This is a genomic window from Pseudochelatococcus lubricantis (assembly GCF_042432495.1).
In the GTDB taxonomy this organism is placed as follows: Bacteria; Pseudomonadota; Alphaproteobacteria; order Rhizobiales; family Beijerinckiaceae; genus Pseudochelatococcus; species Pseudochelatococcus lubricantis.
In genome coordinates, this window is record NZ_JBHLXC010000015.1 from 123924 (window position 1) to 140494 (window position 16571).

Consider the following 16571-nt stretch of genomic DNA (forward strand, 5'->3'; position numbering starts at 1 on the left):
GAGGCATGGGAGTAAGACATGCGCCCGGGCACCGACATTCCCGCCGATATCCGCGATACCTGCGATGCCTGGTATGCGGGAAAGGATTCGGCGATGTTCGCCGTCGTTCACTCCCGCCCCTTCAATCCGCGCGAGCTGCTCGCCGAGGTCGAAAAATCGATACGCGAGCTTTCGTCCACGGAAGGTGGGCCGCAGATCAGCCGCCTGAAGGTTCTGCGAACCTGGGCCGAACTGCAGATCGATCTCGACGCGGCGGAGCTGGCATTGGGACGGGCCGTGAAAAAAGCGATCGAGGCGGGATTGCAGCCGGGTGAGGTCGAAGCCATCGTTGCCCGGATCGCACGCCAGTCCCAATCACGGGCAAGAAAGCGTGGCGAACTACCGGCGACGAACAAGGCATAGCGGATACTCATGCTTCGGCTCTGGTCATTATGGGCGGAGGGCGACTGCTCGTTGGAGCGTGGCCGAATGGCTGGAAAGGGGCCGAGAACGGACTGGCAGCTTTCGGTTCGAACTGGCGATAAGCCGCCCTTCCGCTGCCGACCCCACGTCAGTCATCAGAACCCGCAAGCCCGCCGCCTGAAAGCGACAGTATGTTCACATCACCACCGACAGGTTTATGCTCGCCTCAATTGGAATGAAGGCGAGGAGCCGATGGCGGAGAATTGGATTCAAACGGATGAGGCCGAGGATGTGGCGGGATCGATCCGCCACGTTATACGCTCTGCTCAGTTTGTGGGCGAGGATTACCTAGCATGGAAGTGGGTTGTAATGGCGTTGCATTCGGCGCTGCAGGGGGCGTGCGTATGCCATCTCACTACCACTGCGGCACCGGTGGGTGCTGTCACTGAGCGCAACGCCGGCGAATGGTTGAGCTATTTTGAGGATTCGCGCACCGATTCGAATGCGAAACCGCCTGAGACCTATTTGATGGAGCTTCCGGGCTTACTTAAAGCAGTGCGAAACCCTTATTCGGCAGGGGATTGCAGCAACACTGTCGGTATTGCAATCAGCGAATCTGAGCTGAATTGGTTGCTTCGTTTTCACAAGGAAATCCGGAACCAATTTGCACATTTCGAGCCGATGGGCTGGTCGATCGACGTGTCAGGAATCCCCGAGATCGCGAAGCTGGTCGCACGTATCATCGGGGATATTCTCCGAACGGGTTGGGCATTCCGCCATCAGGATAGTGCGCAGCGTGAAGCAATGCAGCGAAGTCTCCATGCCTTAGAAACGATTGAATGGCCCACCTAGCTAACAATCACAGCGCATTCACCGATGGCCGCTTCGGGGGAGTACCTCTTGAAACCGGACAGTCCGCTTCCCACCCCATTGGAGGCGCCTGATGCAGTGGCAGTTTTTGGGATTTCGGGCTGGATCCATGTTAACGGCCAAAATGGGGGCGCCAACCTGTCGGCTCGACACAAACCTCAGACCGCTCCGACATAGTCTTGGGCGGTCTGGAGCCGGGCGATATCCTGGCGCGGCGGCGCGCCGAACAGGCGGCGATACTCGCGGCTGAATTGCGACGGGCTGTCATAGCCCACGGCGAAGCCGGCCGATCCGGCGCTCACGCCGCCTGCCAGCATCAGGCGCCGGGCCTCCTGCAGACGCAACTGTTTCTGATACTCCAGCGGAGTCATCCGCGTGATCGCCTTGAAATGCTGGTGAAGCGACGAGGGGCTCATGCCTGCTGAAGCGGCTATCTCGTCTATCCGCAGCTGGGTCTGGAAACCCTTGCGGATCGTAGCGATGGCGCGGTTGACCTGGTTCAAATGGCTGTCGACGGAGGCCATCTGGCGCAGCAGAGCCCCGTGCGGGCCGGTGAGCAACCGATAGAGGATCTCGCGCTCGATCAGCGGCGCCAGCACGGCGATGTCCTGGGGGCGATCAAGCAGCCCGACCAGCCGGCAGGCGGCATCGATCAGGTCAGGATCGCCCGGATAGACCGCCAGAACCGGAAGATCGCGCCGAGGCGCCGTACCGCGTTCGTCGACCAGGAGGTCGGCAAGCGCCGCCAGGTCGAGATCGATCTTGCAGCACAGATACGGCATGTCCGGGCTTGCCTCGAGCACGTGGCCGACCAGCGGCAGGTCGACCGAGACGAGCAGATAGCGCGAGGCGTCGTAGACCACGCTTTGCTCGCCCAGCGATACGCACTTTGCGCCTTGGGCGATCAGACAAAGCGAGGCTTCGTAGACCGCCGGCACGGGTGCGCTCGGCTCGTTGGTTCGTATCAGCGACAGCCGCCGCATCGGGGTGCCGCACATGCCCGTCTCCGGAGCATGGCGCATGATGAGCTGTGCGAGTTTGGCGATCGTCCTCATCGGACATTAATCGGCCATTACCGATAAGGCCGCAAGCCTCATCCGTCATGGCTGGAGGATCGTGCAAGAAGTCCGGGCAATCGCGCTACCGCCATGCGCTCCGCCCGCGCCAGAATGATGACCGTCATCCCGAGCGAAAGGAACCACCATGACGGGAATCAGCGAGAAGACCGTGCTCATCACCGGCGCCTCCAGCGGCATAGGCGAAGCGACGGTGTGCGAACTGGCCGGAGCCGGGGCCAGGCTGTTCATCGGCGCGCGCCGGGCCGAGCGGCTGAAGGCTCTCGCCGAAGAGCTGGGCGAGCGCGTCGCATGGCGCGAGCTCGACGTCACCGACGCGGCGAGCTTCGAGGCGTTCGTCGACGCCGCCGAGGCGCGGTTCGGAGGTATCGACGTGTTGGTCAACAATGCCGGCGTGATGCCGCTGTCGCCGCTGGCTGCGCTCAAGCGGGACGAGTGGAAGCGGATGATCGACGTCAACATCCACGGCGTGCTCAACGGCATCGCCGCGGTGCTGCCGCGCTTCGTGGCGAAAGGAAACGGTCACGTGGTCAACGTCGCCTCCGTCGGTGCGCATCTCGTCCTGCCGACGGCCGCGGTCTATTGCGGAACGAAATATGCGGTGTGGGCAATCACCGAGGGGCTGCGGCAGGAGCATGAGAATATCCGCTCCACGATCATCTCACCGGGCGTGACCGCGACCGAACTCGGCGACGACATCAGCGATCCGCAGGTCGCTGCAGCGCTCAAGGACTGGCGGCAGAAGTCGCTCACCCCGGACGCGATCGCCCGCGCCATCCGCTATGCGCTTGAGCAGCCGGACGGCGTCGATGTGAACGAGGTCATCGTGCGGCCCACTGCCGCTAACATGTAGGCCTGCGACGAAGTGATCATGCGGCTTTCGGGTGAACCAGCGGGTTCCCCGAAAGTCGCTATGGCGGTGCGTTGCTGTCGACGTGCGGCGGCCACTGACTTCTGCCACTCTCAAAAATTCGCAGTCGCGCGGGGATCGGCCGGTGGCCTCCTTTGCGGTCATCGATTCAGGAGGAACTTCGCTGGAACGCCTGTGATCGGAAGAGTGAGGGGACGACTTCTTATGAACGAGTAAACATTTTCCCGAACGGCCGTTCCGGCACATTTAAGGACGTCCCCCTGTCCGCATCGCCGATGATTGCCGCGAGACGTTCCAATTATGGCAGTGGCCGTGGGTATCAAAAAAATTATTGATGCACACTTGCGTTTGCGTGCAGCAAAGACATATTTGATGCATACATGCGTAAGGAAATCCGTTGACCGGCGCCTCCCACTCCCGTGCTGCACAGGTAGCTTATCAAGATCTGCTCCGGCTTCATCTCGATGAGACCGCTTCGGAGTTGATCGGCAGCGTCGAGGAACGGTCGCGCAACGGGCGCATCTATCTCTACGACAAGTTCCGGATTGGCACCGAGATGAAGAGCCGCTACCTGGGCGAAGGCACGCCAGAGTTGCGCGCCCGCCTCGCGCGCACCGCCGAATTGAAAGCCGGGTCCGGGGAGCGCCGGAAAACGATGGCGCGGCTCGCCCGCGTGCTGCGTGCCGAGGGGTTCATCGGCGTTGATCGCGATACCGGCTCGTTGCTGCTGGCATTTTTCCGCGCGGGGGTCTTTCGCTTGGGCGGGACGCTCGTGGGCACGGCGGCCTACGGCCTTTATCAAGGGGAGTTGGGCGTGCGCTTCGACTCGGAAGAGCTGGCGCAGACAGGCGATATGGATTTCGCCAGTTTCGAGCGGCTCTCCGTCGCTTTGGGGGACAAGGTCGAGGAAAATCCCGGGGAAATTCTGCAGGCTCTGAAGTTCGACCCGGTGCCGGGCATTCAGGATCGGCAGATCTGGAAATGGAGGCAGAACCATGGCGAGGCGATGGTCGAGTTCCTGACGCCCGCCTGCGGCGACGAGCGCGTCAAGCCCCTGCCTGCGCTGGGGGTTAGTGCGCAGGCCCTCAACTATCTGAATTTCCTGATTGCCGAGCCCATTCCGGCCATCGCGCTCTATCGTTCGGGCGTGCTGGTGCAAATTCCGCGGCCCGAGCGTTTTGCGATCCACAAGCTGATCATTGCCGATCGCCGCCATGGCGGCCAGGATCAGGCGAAAGCACGCAAAGACCGTGGCCAGGCCGCTTTCCTGATCTCGATCCTCGCCGAGGACCGGCCTGACGACCTGCGCGAGGCTTTCGAGGACGCGCTTTCACGCGGCCCGCGCTGGCGCGCACGCCTTGAGGCGAGTCTGGCGCGATTGCCAGTGACCGCTGAGATCCTCCACGGCCTCAGTTGAAGTGCCGTGCAACGATGCCTCTTGGTTGAACGGGTGACCAGATTGGGGCCGATACCGACGAACATTTGGGTTGAGAGGGCGCGGCCCAGCCGTATGATAGCGCTGGCCTTTGCGGCGTTTCGTAAACGGCGATAAGGCTATCGCATGATTTCGGTCCCGCTGCCCTTCGTGATTGCGCTGCTGCTGGCCTTCCTGCTCTGCCTTGTCGTGGCGCGGAACGAAAGCGACAGACGACCAGTCGTCATCTTTCTCTGCGCCTGCATGGCGCTGACGGTCATCGTCGGCCTGCGTTGGACGTTCGAGGCCAAGATCTTCCGCTTCCTGCAGCCCGTGATCGCGGCGCTGCTGCCGCCTGCGGCGTGGCTTTGCTTCTCCGGGCTGCGCGGGATGGCGCGCGGCCGGAGCTGGCCTCATTTCCTGCCTGCCGTAGCTGTTCTCGCGCTCTCGGCGCTCTGGCCCCGGCTGCATCCGCCGATCGACGCGCTGCTCGCCATTCTGTTCTTCGGCTACGGCGCGCTGCTCCTGCGGCGCGGCCTTGCCGGGCCGGACAGCCTTGCCGGCGCGCGGCTGAGCGAAGCGCCGCAAGCGGGCAAGGCGACCGTGCTTGCGGGCGCGCTGCTTCTGTTTTCAGGGTTTGTCGATCTGGCCATCGCGCTGGATTTCGGCCTTGGCGACGGCAGCCATGTCACCCGGATCGTCAGCGCGGGGAACATGATGGCGCTGCCGCTGATCGCCTGGGCCACGATGGTGATGGCGCATAGCGCGCCCCAAGCCGAATCCGCGCCGCCAGTCATCGCCTTGGACACCAAGGCCGGACGGGGTGCACCCATTACGGACGACGACCATGTTTTGGCCGAGGTCGACCGCCTCATGGCCGAACGCAAGCTCTATCGCGATCCGGATCTGACGCTGGACCGCCTCTCGCGCCGCCTGGGCATTCCGGCCCGGCAGGTTTCCGGTGCGATCAACCGCAAGCTCGGCCAGAACGTGTCGCAAGCCGTCAATGAATGGCGCATCCGCGAGGCGATGGACCTTCTCGCGCAGACCGACCGCCCGGTGACGGCGATCATGTTCGAGTGCGGTTTCCAGACAAAGTCGAACTTCAACCGGGAGTTCCTGCGCATCGCCGGCACCACGCCCAGCGCATTGCGCCGCGACGCCCGATCGAAGGCCGACGAGCCGCTCAGCGGGGCGGCAGGGATTGCGTCAGAAAGCGGATGATCGTCCCGGCGATCTCGCCGTGGATCGCCGCGCGGTCGCGGCGGCCGCCGTCGCGGCAGACGATCCCGTCGCCGGGGTCTTCCGCCTCGATCAACGCCGCGGCTCCCGGCTTGCACAGCTGCATGAAGCTGAAGTGCATCGCGTCCGGAATCATCACGAGGCGCGCGGTTTCGGGGGGCAGATGACCGGCCAGCCAGCCGGATTCCAGCGCCGCAGGCAGGTCGCCGATATCGACCCCCGCGCCGAACACGAGCGCCGGGAGCTTGACGCTCGCGAGGCTTTCCGTCGTGAAGCCGCGCGCGAGCCCGAGGTCCAGCGTGACGAAGGCCTTGATGCGTGGATCGCGCATATCCCGACCGATGGCGGGATCGGTCAGCCCGAGTTCGTCCGAGAGACCGCAAGTGCGGGGGCTAGGATGGTCTTCGCAATCCCGTGCGAACAGCAAGGGATCGAACCGCGCCCCGGCGAGAGCGGCTACCGTCCATCCGCCCAGCGAATGGCCGATGGCGGCGATCCGGCCGGGGTCGATCTCGCCGGCCAATGCGGGATCCCTCAGAACGGCATCGATGGTGCGGCTCAGATCGCGCGGACGCTCCCAGAGCGTTGCGGCTCGCGTCGGGTCACGGTCGAAGGTGGTCGTGCCGGGGTGATCCGGGGCGGCGACGGCATAGCCTTCACCGGCCAGCTCCCCGGCCAGCCAGTTGAGATTGCGCCAGCTGCCGCCGTAGCCGTGGGACAGGACGACCAGAGGATGGCTCCCGTGATCCGGCGCGGCGTCGGTGACGGCCGGAACTCCGACGAACACCCTGTTCTCGCCAACGGGGCCGGACGGAGTCGTGTCGCGGGTCGGGTACCATAGGCTGACATTCAGCGGACGCGGGCCATCGGCATCGATGACAATCCGGCGGAATCCGATCTCGCCTGCTTGCGCGGCGGCTGCCAGAAGCAGGAGTGCACCAAGAGTGGAAAGAAATCTGAGCATTGCAGGTCTCGCTACGAAATGAACCCGCATGTCATGCGCCGGAATGGCGAGCGCCGAGACCTTGAACACGATTCAGGACCGGGCAAAACGCCGGAAGGGCAGCATGTTCCGTGACAACGCTCGGGCCGAAACGGTCAATGGGCTGTTCAAGGCCGAATTCATCCACCGTCATGGTCCGTGGCGCAGTTTCGAGGCCGTGGAATATGCGACCCTTGAAAAGGTGGAGCGATTCAACAACCGTCGTCTGCTCGAACCCATCGTCGAACTGCCCCCTTCGACTGGACAGTCGACGTAATCGGAAAGGTGATTATGGCTCCTTCGAAGAGTGCCTCTTGTCTGCATCGCGGATTACCGGCGACAGGAAGCCGAACAGTGCCACCGAGCCGCCGGCGACACCGAGCACGACGAAGAGCCAACGGACGCCGATCGCCTCGCCGACCGGGGTGGTGATAGCGAGACCCATCGGCGCGGCAAGTCCCATCAGCATCGCCATCAGCGACAGCACCCGGCCCTGCAGATGGTTCGGCACCGTCGTCTGCAGGATTATTGTCAGCGGCGCGTTGCCCATGATGAAGGTGAGAGAGCTCAAGCCCCACCAAACGACCGCCAGCCAGAATATATGGCCCGGCGTAAGCGCCCCCAACGCCATGGTGAAGCAGGAAGCGGCGAATCCGAGCAGCACCCAGAGGATAAGCCGCTTCGGGGCGAGGACGGCGACCACCGCGCCGCCCGCGATCATGCCCAGCCCGGAAAGGCTCTCGATGATCGCAACCTCCGTCGACCCGCCGCCAAAGTGCTCCTTCACCAGTAGCGGGACCAAGGTGAACGATGGCATGATCACCACGATCACCGCCGTCATCAGCGCATAGAGCCGCCGCAGAAACGGATCGTCCCACACGGTCAATACGCCTTCGCGGAACTCCCGCCAGATCCCCGAGCGTTCCTGCGAGGGTTGTCTTTGCTGCGGGATCGCAAAGATCGTCAGCGGGACGATGCCGAGAACGGCGGTTGCCACGTCGATGCCGAGTGCCCAACCCATCGGCATGAGGCTGATTGCCAGCGCACCAAGCGGCGCAGCGGCGATCGTCATGATCCCCATCAGACTCTGGTTGAGCCCGGCCGCGCGCGGCAGGAAGCTCGCCGGCACCAGCATCGCGGTGCTCGCTGCCGCAGCCGGCTGCTGGAATGCCTGCATCGCGCTACGCACGAACATCATGGTGAAGACGTGCCAGAGTTCGACGCTCTCCGTCAGGAACAAGGCGATCAGCACAACCATGCAGAGCGCGCTGACCAGATCGGCCACGATCATGATGAGGCGGCGGCTGTAGCGATCGGCGAAGGTGCCGCCGAACGGGCCGAGCAACGCCTGCGGCAGTAGCGCCACAAGGCCAGCCGTCGCCAGTGCGGACACGCTTCCCGTCGTGTCGGTAATCCACCACAGAAGCACGAACTGGGTCAGCGCCGAGCCGATCAGCGACAGCGCCTGACCGACGAAGATAGACCAGAAGCGAACCTGCCAGCCAAGACCCGGATCGATCGTGGGCGCGTCGGTAGCGGCAGGTGCAGTTTGGGGAATTGGCAAGTCCATACGCACGAACTCCTGCCGCGTAGGCAATCTGCGTTTCAGCATCAGCTCATTGAGGAAGGTTCCGAACGGAACCGGCGACGCGGGAATGGTTCGGGTCTCCCGCCTCGGTATAAAGCCCCTGCCCCGGAGGCCGGGAACACGCAGGACAACGGCCACAGGCGATCGTGACGACGTCCATGCCATGGAACTGAAAGGCATCGACCGCCGCAGGTGGTTCATGAGGGTCTTGGCTGGCATCCATCATGTGGGGCAGTCCTTCTCGATGGAGGGATGGTCATGATCCGTCGTTGCCACGATGCGGCGGCAGATGCGTTCCTTGAGCTTTTCCGGGAGGGGGCGCGCCGACAGCGCTTCATGAATCCAGAGGCCATCCGCCGCGATGCGAGCGATGAAACGCGACAAGGCGGCCGCGTCGTCCGGCTCGGGAACCGGCGGTGCCCAGCGGTCGATTACCTCCTGCCAGATGCTCCCGAAGCCCGGCTCGCCGGCGCTTTCCAACATCAGGAGAAGCTCGGCCCGATTGGCGGCTTTCGCGCAGGTCTGCACATAGGCGGCAAGGCGCTCATCCGGCGTGGCGGACTCCGCATCCTTGCCGGCCACGTTTGCCATCTCCTTCTCCCAGCGCTCGGCGAGATGCTTGTGGGTCGCAAGGATCAACTCTTCGCGCGAGGGAAAATGGTAGAGCAGTCCCCCGCGCGTCAGCCTGGTCTCCGCGGCTACGGCATCGAAGGTGACGGCGGTAACGCCGTCACGCTGGATGATGTCGAAGACCGCGTCGAGGATGCGCTCGCGCTTGCTGGTTCTCATGAGGATGCTCCCTGTCAATGCGAGCGATAGGCCGAGGATTGCGAACCGGAGCGGTCATTGCGAAGCAGTGCTGCAGCTGCGGCTGCGCCCATGGCCAGAAATGCCCGCGCCGCGATCCGCGCGGGGCGATGCCGAACAGCGCCAGTCCGGTGAGGAGCATCCGCCGGCGGCGACGGTCGCAGGCAGCATCCACCTGTTCGAATGAGAAATGATCATGGGTAGCGATTCCGTTGAAAGCAGCCATAACTATACAATCTAGAATGTATAGTTTCAAGATCGGCATGTGGGTCGAACGCAAAAATCATCTGCTGTCCGACCGACTGTTCGCGGGTCCGGCGCCGGCGTGATCGGGATACGGTCCGTTACTGCGTTATGAAACTTTTTAGTATCAATTTATGTTGATATAGATCATATAAATTTATAGTATCTCATTTGAGTGTGAAAAGGGATTGAACGCTTCCGTCATGAAGACAGGAAGCTGGCGCCAGGCGTTGACTGGAAAGGCCGGAGACGGGTGATGAACGATCAGCCGCAGTGCCTGCCACGACATGCGCCACGGGATACGAAGCTAGTGATCCACCCCCCGAACCTGAACTGCTCCAACGGACGTTTCACGAATACGTCGAGCCTCCCGCTCTCCGCCGTCGCGGTGCTGGCGCGCGGGAACACTGGCAACCGGGCTCCCCCTTTCAGGCTTTTCAACCGCTGTTCAACGAGGAGAATACGATGACGTCGCACATGGCCGCCCTGGCGAAGAACCTGATACTACTGATGCTCGCGGGGCTATCCTTGGGCATTGTTGCATCTGCAGCTGACGTGGCAGCCGCGTCCACGGGGCCGCGCATCGAGACTTCAGCGAGGGTGGCGCCGGGAGAGCCGTACGAGATCGTCTTCAACCCAGCCGACAGCGACCTGTATGTAGCGGCCTACGGACATCGGCCGAGCGGGCGCGAAGCCCGCGTGGTGCGCCTCGACGGGAAGACGTTGCAGCCCAAGGCGGAACTCGACGTCGGCGGTTATCCCGTCTTCGGGCTCGGCATCAACACGCGGACGCAGACCCTCTACGGCACCAACACGCGCGGCGGCGGGCTGGTGCAGGCGTTCGACCTGCGCACCGGCAAACTCGCCGCCACGATCCGCCGCGACGGCGAGGAGGCGCATGTGCGCGCCGTTGTCGTCGATGAGGAGGCCAACAAGATCTACGTCTCCGTCGTCGGCTTCACGCGCGACGGCACGACCACGCCGAGCCAGATCTGGGTCATCGACGGCGCCACCAACACCATAGAGCGCGTCATCGACGTCGATACGAAGACCCTGACGGGACTGGCCCTCGATGCCGCCGGCAACCGCATCTTCGCCACCGGGCTCGAAGCCGACGAGGTCGTCGCCGTCGACCTGCGGAGCGGACAGGTGACCGCACGCTGGCCGACCGGCAGCGAATGGCCCACCAACATCGCTTTCGACAAGGACGGCCAGCGCCTGTTCGTCACCGGCCAGAAGACGGGCGACCTTGCCGTCCTCGATGCCCGGACCGGCGCGATCCTGACCAGGATTCCGACCGGCGAAAGCGCGCTCGCCGTCGCGTTCAACCCGGCGGTCCGGCAGATTTACGTCACCAACAGGAAAGCCGGTACGGTGACGGTTATCGACAGCACGGACTACAAGGTGCTCGCCAACCTGAAGACGGGAAGCTTTCCGCAATCCATCGCCATCGACCATGCCGCCGGCCGCGTCTTCGTCACCAACAAGCCCCACGGCCTGCCCCGCGACGCTTCCGAGGATGCGCCGACCCCCTACGATCCTGACGGCGACACTGTCACCGTGATCCGCCCGTAGCAGGGCCGCATCCGTCATAGCCGCCCGGCCAGTTCCTGCCGGGCGGCGATTGCGGGAAAATCCGCGTGAGGGGCGACAACGACTACCGTGCGCCGGAGGACGTATCGCAAATCTGCCAGAGCAAGGCCCTGAATCTCTCCTGTTCGGCCTCCGGAACATTCGCCAGTCGTCTGCTGACGATCTCGTCGCGTCGGGTCCTGATCAATTCGCACGCATTTCTGCCGCTGTCGGTCAACTGCGGAATGCGGACCCGGCATCTGACTTCGCGTCTGGCAGGCCCCTCGCTCAACTAGAGCAGTTTGCATTCAATTCAGTCCATCGAGTTAAATACAAGTTGCGGTAAAATATAAAATTTAGATCACACGGTCTGGTTCCGTCAGAACGTCTTTCGCTCTAGATGCCGGCATCTATCTTGCCTGAAAACGCTATGAACATCTGTCAGCCCGGCTCACGAAACGACATGAAGATTGTCCGTATGTCTTCGAGAATGCGAAGCCGCTCCGCTGCATCCCAGCGGTTGAAATCGAAGTGTTCGATACAATAAAAGCCCGTCAGGGCGAGGTAGGCCATCAGCGCGGCACGCGGGCGGCTGCCGCTTTCCATCGTCTCCAGGTCTTCCATGGTCCACTCCCGCATCAGATTCTGCAGCTTCTCCTCGCTCGACAGGGAGGCGCTGATGGCCAGCATGATGGCGCGGTCTTCATGGCGGGGGAGTTCCGCGGCCGCAGCGATCCGGCCGAAGAGTTCCGGATGCGGCGTGTCCCGGCTGACCTCGACGATCTCGCGCGTGCGCAGCTTCTCCGCCTTCAATCGGCGGTCGATCAGCGCCTCAAGGAGCGCTCTCTTGGACTTGTGGGTGTATACGACGCGCGCCTTGCTGATGCCTGCTTCCCGGGCGACGGCATCGATCGACAGGCCGGCCGCGCCCAGCCGCACGATGACCCGCTCCGCCGCATCGAGCACGTCATCCTCTTCGATTTTCCTGCTTCGAGCCAACCTGGCACCCTCCGAGACGATCAAGCTCCATGACGTCTATCGCATTCACCCGGACATGACGGCAAGGCCCCGCCGGCAACCTTTCCGGACGGGAGCGGATGGAATGTTCGCCCCCCACCCGGGGGTGGGGCGGGTGGGGGGCCCTCCGCTCACTCAGACCGAGTGGGGAAGCGATGCGGACTGCGGGGGCAAGCTTTCCGCATCGGAATCGAGCTTCTTCGGCCTGGTGCGGAACAGCTTCAGCACGAATACGAAAAAGGCGGGGACGAAGAAGACCGCCAGGACCGTGGCCGAGATCATGCCGCCGAGCACACCGGTGCCGATGGCGTTCTGGCTCGCCGCGCTCGGGCCGGTGGCGATGGCGAGCGGCACCACGCCGAGCGTGAAGGCGAGCGACGTCATGACGATCGGACGGAAGCGTACACGGGCAGCGTCGACGGCCGAGTCGACGAGCGATCTGCCCTCGGCATAGTAGTCCTTGGCGAACTCCACGATCAGGATCGCGTTCTTGGCCGACAAGCCGATGATGGCGATGAGGCCGACCTTGAAGTAGATGTCGTTCGGCATCCCGCGCATCACGACGGCGAGAACGCAGCCGATAACCCCGAGCGGCACGACCAGCATGACCGACAGCGGGATGGACCAGCTTTCGTAGAGCCCCGCCAGCAGCAGGAAGACGAACAGGATGCTGAGGCCGAAGAGCATCGGCGCCTGGTTGCCGGAGGTGATCTCCTCCAGCGACTGGCCCGTCCATTCGAAGCCGAAACCTTCCGGCAGCGCGGCCGCGAGGCGCTCCATTTCGGCGATGGCGGCGCCGGAGGAGACGCCGGCAGCCGGCTCGCCGGTGATGCGCACGGTCGGATAGCCGTTGTAGCCGACGATCTGCGCCGCGCCCTTGCGCCATTCGCCGATGGCGAAGGACGACAGCGGCACCATCCCCCCATGCACATTGCGGACGTTGAGCTTCAGCAGGTCCTCCGCCTGCAGGCGGTCCTTGTCCTGCGCCTGCACGATCACGCGCTGCATGCGGCCCGTGTTCGGAAAGTCGTTGATGTACGACGAGCCGAGGTTGGCGGTGATGGTGTCGTTGATGTCGGCGAAGGTCACGCCGAAGGTGTTGGCCTTCTCGCGGTCGATGACGAGCATGAGCTGCGCCGCATCCGGCATGCCCTCTGGCCTGACGCCGACGATAAGGCCCGACTGCGTGGCCTTGGCCATCAGTTCTCCGGCGGCAGCGTTGAGTGCGGCCTGCCCTTTGCCGCCGCGATCCTGCAGGCGGAAGGTGAAGCCGTTCGATGTGCCGAAGCCCTCGATCGGCGGCGGGGACAGGGCGAAGCTTGTCGCATCCTTCAGCCCGAAGAGCTGCATGTTGGCCCGGTCGGCGATCTCCTGGACGCTGCTTCCCTCGCCGCGTTCGGCCCAGTCCTTGAGGGTGACGAACACGAGCGCCGCGTTGGGCCCGGTGCCGGAAAAGCTGAAGCCCTGGATGGCGACGACGTTCTCGACCGCAGGCTCCGCCGCGAAGATTTTTTCGATCTGCTCCAGCGAGGCGAGCGTGCGATTGCGGCTCGCCTCCGGCGGCCCCTGCACGTCGACGATCAGGAAGCCCTGATCCTCGTTCGGCACGAAGCCGCCCGGCAGCTTGACGAACAGGTAGCCGAGTCCGACGACGAGCGCGAGATAGACCACCATCATCCGCCCGGCGCGGCGCGCCATGCCGGTGATGATGCCGGAATAGCCGTGCGTGAGCCTGTCGAACTTGCGGTTGAACCAGCCGCCGAGGCCGCCTTTCTCGTGATGCCCGTGGGCGATCGGCTTCAGGAAGGTGGCGCAGAGCGCCGGCGTCAGCGACAGTGCCAGGAAGGCCGAGAACAGGATCGAAACGACCATGGTCAGGCTGAACTGGCGATAGATGATGCCCGTCGACCCGGGAAAGAAGGCCATCGGCATGAACACGCAGGACAGGACCAGCGTGATGCCGAGAATGGCGCCGGTGATCTGGCTCATGGCCTTCAGCGTCGCCGCCCTGGGCGACAGCCCCTCCTCCGCCATGATGCGCTCGACGTTCTCGACGACGACGATCGCATCGTCGACGAGGATGCCGATGGCCAGCACCATGGCGAACATCGTCAGCACGTTGATGGAGAAGCCCGTCGCCAGCATGACGGCGCAGGTGCCGAGCAGCGCCACGGGCACGACGAGCGTCGGAATGATGGTGTAGCGGAAGTTCTGCAGGAACACGAACATCACGACGAAGACGAGTGCCACGGCCTCAAGAAGCGTATGGATGACCTTCTCGATCGAGGCCGTGACGAACGGGCTGGTGTCGTAGGGAATGGAATACGCGATGCCGGCGGGGAAGAAGCGCGACAGCTCCGCCATCTTGGCCTTCACGGCGTTTGCGGTGGCGACCGCGTTGCCGGTCGACGAAAGCTGGATGGCGGCCGCCGCTGAGGGCTTGCCGTTCAGTCGGCTGGAGAAGTTGTAGACTTCCGCGCCGATGTCGATCCGCGCCACATCCCGCAAGCGGACGGTGGAGCCGTCCGGGTTGGCGCGCAGGATGATGGCGGAGAACTCTTCGGGATCGGTCAGCTGACCCTCGACGAGAACGGTCGCGGTCAGATCCTGGCTGACGGGATTGGGCGCCGCCCCGATCTGGCCGGCGGCGACCTGCGCATTCTGCGCGGCGATCGCGGCGCCGATATCGGCCGTCGTGATGTTGTAGCCGACCATCTTGTCGGGATCGATCCAGATGCGCATGGCGCGTTGCGCGGCGAAGAGCTGCGCGCGGCCGACACCGTCAATGCGCCGCAGTTCGCCGAGCACGTTGCGCGTCAGGTAGTCGCCGAGGCCGACATCGTCCAGCCTGCCGTCCGTCGAGCTGAGCGAGACGAGCATCAGGAAGCCGGCGCCCGCTTCCTCGACATTGATGCCCTGCGATTTCACGGTCTGCGGCAGGCGCGGCTCGACGCGGCGAATGGCGTTCTGGACATCGACCGAAGCCTGATCGATGTCGGTCCCTGCCTTGAAGGTCGCGGTGATGCTGATGGAGCCTGTCGCATCGGACGTGGATTCGAAATACATCAGGCCGTCGACGCCGTTCAGCTCCTCCTCGATCTGGCGGGTCACGCCCTGATAGATCTCCTGCGGCGACGCCCCGGGATAGCTCGTCGAGATGGTGAGCTGCGGCGGCGCGACCTTGGGATACTGCGCCACCGGGAGCAGCGGCAGCGCGATGACCCCGGCGAGAGAGATGAAGATCGCGAAAACCCAGGCCAGGATCGGCCGATAGATGAAGAACCTCGCCATCACTGCACCTGCCCGCCGGAAGCGGTGGCCGCGTCCGTCTTGACGTGTTGCGCTTCGGGCGACACCTTGCCGCCCGGCTGCGCCTTCTGTACGCCGTCCACAATCACCCGCTCGCCGCTCTTCAGGCCGTGCTCCACGATCCATTCATTGCCGACGGAGAGGCCCAGCTCGACGTCCCGGACCTGCGCGGTGGCGTCGTCCGTCACCACGTAGACTTGTGCCTTTCCGTCCGGGGTGCGGATCACGGCGCGCTGGGGGATGACGATGGCGTCCTGCCGCACCGCCTGTTCGGCGCGGACACGGACATAGAGACCCGGAAGCAGATCGCCCTTCGGGTTCGGAAATTCGGCGCGCAGCGTCACCTGGCCGGTGGTCGTGTCCACACTCGCGCTGGAGAAGAGCAGCCGGCCCGGCTGCGCATAGACCCTGCCGTCGTCGAACACGAGTTCGACGCGGGCCTGCGCCGGCGCGGGGCTGTCGAGTTTGCCCTCGTCCACAGCGCGCTTGAGCGCCAGCAGTTGCGAGGAGGATTGCGTGAAATCGGCGTAGACCGGATCAATCTGCTGGATCAGCGCGAGGTTCTGCGTGCCGTCCGCCGTCACCAGCGCGCCCTCTGCGACGAGCGCCCCACCGATGATGCCGGTGATCGGCGCCTTCACGTCGGTATAGCCGAGGTTGATGCGCGCCTCGTCGAGCGCCGCCTGGGCAAGCGCCACATCGGCATCGGCCTGGGCGAGCGTGACCGCCGCTGCGTCGTACTGCACGCCGCTCGTCGCCTCGCGGTCCCGGAGCGTCTTCTGCCGCTCCAGCTGCTGGCGGGCGTGCAACTGCCCCGCCCTCGCCTTCTGCAACATCGCCTCGGCGCTGGCGACCCGTGCCTGGAACAGTTTCGGATCGATATGGTAGAGGATATCCCCTTCGCGGACGAGCGTTCCCTGCTCGAACACACGATCCTGCAAGATGCCCGAGACGCGCGCCCGCACTTCCGAAACGCGCGTCGCGGCGATGCGGCCGGGCAGTTCGCTGACTACCGGAACGGCGCGCGTCTGCAAGGTCAGGACGCCGACGGCGGGAGGCGGCATACCGCCCTCCGCCTGCGCAAGCGCCGAAGATACCGGAATCAGCCCGATCGACGCCGCGAGGAACACTATCCCGGCACGCGCCCGGATTCTCTGTCTGCTATTCATGAAGTTACG

13 protein-coding genes and 1 pseudogene are annotated in these 16571 nt (G+C 64.1%); 7 read left to right on the plus strand and 7 right to left on the minus strand.

Annotation, left to right across the window (positions count from 1 at the left end; translation table 11 throughout):
• Positions 1 to 18: 18 nt before the first annotated feature.
• Positions 19 to 402: a hypothetical protein gene (locus tag ACFFJ7_RS18595; RefSeq protein ID WP_377594355.1), complete on the plus strand. Its 384-nt coding sequence runs from the start codon at positions 19 to 21 to the stop codon at positions 400 to 402.
• A 252-nt stretch (positions 403 to 654) separates the two neighbouring features.
• On the plus strand, positions 655 to 1254 hold the full coding sequence (locus ACFFJ7_RS18600; RefSeq protein ID WP_377594356.1) for a hypothetical protein: 600 nt from the start codon (positions 655 to 657) through the stop codon (positions 1252 to 1254).
• 176 nt (positions 1255 to 1430) lie between these two features.
• Here ACFFJ7_RS18600 and ACFFJ7_RS18605 read toward each other — a convergent pair whose 3' ends face one another.
• Positions 1431 to 2327 (minus strand): AraC family transcriptional regulator, encoded by an 897-nt coding sequence (locus tag ACFFJ7_RS18605; RefSeq protein WP_377594357.1) that lies wholly within the window; start codon positions 2325 to 2327, stop codon positions 1431 to 1433.
• A gap of 148 nt (positions 2328 to 2475) precedes the next feature.
• Here ACFFJ7_RS18605 and ACFFJ7_RS18610 point away from each other — a divergent pair, with 148 nt between their 5' ends.
• The 3 genes from ACFFJ7_RS18610 to ACFFJ7_RS18620 all read left to right on the plus strand — a co-directional run bounded on the left by ACFFJ7_RS18610 (position 2476) and on the right by ACFFJ7_RS18620 (position 5857).
• Complete coding sequence (locus ACFFJ7_RS18610; protein ID WP_377594358.1) at positions 2476 to 3201, plus strand: SDR family oxidoreductase; 726 nt, start codon at positions 2476 to 2478, stop codon at positions 3199 to 3201.
• A gap of 415 nt (positions 3202 to 3616) precedes the next feature.
• Positions 3617 to 4636, plus strand: coding sequence for a nucleotidyltransferase family protein (locus ACFFJ7_RS18615; protein ID WP_377594359.1), 1020 nt, complete (start codon positions 3617 to 3619; stop codon positions 4634 to 4636).
• 144 nt (positions 4637 to 4780) lie between these two features.
• Entirely contained in the window at positions 4781 to 5857 is a 1077-nt protein-coding gene (locus tag ACFFJ7_RS18620) for a helix-turn-helix domain-containing protein (protein WP_377594360.1), read from the plus strand.
• Here ACFFJ7_RS18620 and ACFFJ7_RS18625 read toward each other — a convergent pair.
• The gene (locus tag ACFFJ7_RS18625; protein ID WP_377594361.1) at positions 5820 to 6839 is read right to left on the minus strand and encodes an alpha/beta hydrolase family protein; all 1020 of its coding nucleotides are present in this window, start codon (positions 6837 to 6839) and stop codon (positions 5820 to 5822) included. The two genes, ACFFJ7_RS18620 and ACFFJ7_RS18625, sit on opposite strands and share 38 nt — an antisense overlap.
• A gap of 112 nt (positions 6840 to 6951) precedes the next feature.
• Here ACFFJ7_RS18625 and ACFFJ7_RS18630 point away from each other — a divergent pair.
• A pseudogene (locus tag ACFFJ7_RS18630) lies at positions 6952 to 7134 on the plus strand (IS3 family transposase); the annotation flags it as partial.
• 12 nt (positions 7135 to 7146) lie between these two features.
• Here ACFFJ7_RS18630 and ACFFJ7_RS18635 read toward each other — a convergent pair.
• Both ACFFJ7_RS18635 and ACFFJ7_RS18640 read right to left on the minus strand, forming a co-directional pair.
• Positions 7147 to 8427 carry an MFS transporter gene (locus tag ACFFJ7_RS18635; protein WP_377594362.1) on the minus strand — a complete coding sequence of 427 codons (1281 nt, stop codon included), beginning with the start codon at positions 8425 to 8427 and terminating at the stop codon, positions 7147 to 7149.
• Between the two features lie 240 nt (positions 8428 to 8667).
• Positions 8668 to 9234: a TetR/AcrR family transcriptional regulator gene (locus ACFFJ7_RS18640; protein WP_377594363.1), complete on the minus strand. Its 567-nt coding sequence runs from the start codon at positions 9232 to 9234 to the stop codon at positions 8668 to 8670.
• A gap of 726 nt (positions 9235 to 9960) precedes the next feature.
• On the opposite strand from ACFFJ7_RS18640, the gene ACFFJ7_RS18645 reads away from it, so the two are divergent.
• Positions 9961 to 11070, plus strand: a complete 1110-nt coding sequence (locus ACFFJ7_RS18645; protein ID WP_377594364.1) for a YncE family protein — start codon at positions 9961 to 9963, stop codon at positions 11068 to 11070.
• A 438-nt stretch (positions 11071 to 11508) separates the two neighbouring features.
• Here ACFFJ7_RS18645 and ACFFJ7_RS18650 read toward each other — a convergent pair whose 3' ends face one another.
• The 3 genes from ACFFJ7_RS18650 to ACFFJ7_RS18660 form a co-directional block, all read right to left on the minus strand.
• On the minus strand, positions 11509 to 12066 hold the full coding sequence (locus ACFFJ7_RS18650; protein ID WP_377594366.1) for a TetR/AcrR family transcriptional regulator: 558 nt from the start codon (positions 12064 to 12066) through the stop codon (positions 11509 to 11511).
• A gap of 153 nt (positions 12067 to 12219) precedes the next feature.
• Complete coding sequence (locus tag ACFFJ7_RS18655; protein ID WP_377594367.1) at positions 12220 to 15375, minus strand: multidrug efflux RND transporter permease subunit; 3156 nt, start codon at positions 15373 to 15375, stop codon at positions 12220 to 12222.
• Positions 15375 to 16562, minus strand: coding sequence for an efflux RND transporter periplasmic adaptor subunit (locus ACFFJ7_RS18660; RefSeq protein WP_377594369.1), 1188 nt, complete (start codon positions 16560 to 16562; stop codon positions 15375 to 15377). The genes ACFFJ7_RS18655 and ACFFJ7_RS18660 overlap by 1 nt, the downstream gene beginning before the upstream one ends.
• Positions 16563 to 16571: the final 9 nt, after the last annotated feature.

What these genes read in the sequence shown, in the direction of transcription:
- ACFFJ7_RS18595 (WP_377594355.1), top strand. Translation starts at nt 19, where the DNA reads ATGCGCCCGGGCACCGACATTCCCGCCGATATCCGCGATACCTGCGAT.
- ACFFJ7_RS18600 (WP_377594356.1), top strand. Translation starts at nt 655, where the DNA reads ATGGCGGAGAATTGGATTCAAACGGATGAGGCCGAGGATGTGGCGGGA.
- ACFFJ7_RS18605 (WP_377594357.1), bottom strand. Translation starts at nt 2,327, where the DNA reads ATGAGGACGATCGCCAAACTCGCACAGCTCATCATGCGCCATGCTCCG.
- ACFFJ7_RS18610 (WP_377594358.1), top strand. Translation starts at nt 2,476, where the DNA reads ATGACGGGAATCAGCGAGAAGACCGTGCTCATCACCGGCGCCTCCAGC.
- ACFFJ7_RS18620 (WP_377594360.1), top strand. Translation starts at nt 4,781, where the DNA reads ATGATTTCGGTCCCGCTGCCCTTCGTGATTGCGCTGCTGCTGGCCTTC.
- ACFFJ7_RS18625 (WP_377594361.1), bottom strand. Translation starts at nt 6,839, where the DNA reads ATGCTCAGATTTCTTTCCACTCTTGGTGCACTCCTGCTTCTGGCAGCC.
- ACFFJ7_RS18635 (WP_377594362.1), bottom strand. Translation starts at nt 8,427, where the DNA reads ATGGACTTGCCAATTCCCCAAACTGCACCTGCCGCTACCGACGCGCCC.
- ACFFJ7_RS18640 (WP_377594363.1), bottom strand. Translation starts at nt 9,234, where the DNA reads ATGAGAACCAGCAAGCGCGAGCGCATCCTCGACGCGGTCTTCGACATC.
- ACFFJ7_RS18645 (WP_377594364.1), top strand. Translation starts at nt 9,961, where the DNA reads ATGACGTCGCACATGGCCGCCCTGGCGAAGAACCTGATACTACTGATG.
- ACFFJ7_RS18655 (WP_377594367.1), bottom strand. Translation starts at nt 15,375, where the DNA reads ATGGCGAGGTTCTTCATCTATCGGCCGATCCTGGCCTGGGTTTTCGCG.
- ACFFJ7_RS18660 (WP_377594369.1), bottom strand. Translation starts at nt 16,562, where the DNA reads ATGAATAGCAGACAGAGAATCCGGGCGCGTGCCGGGATAGTGTTCCTC.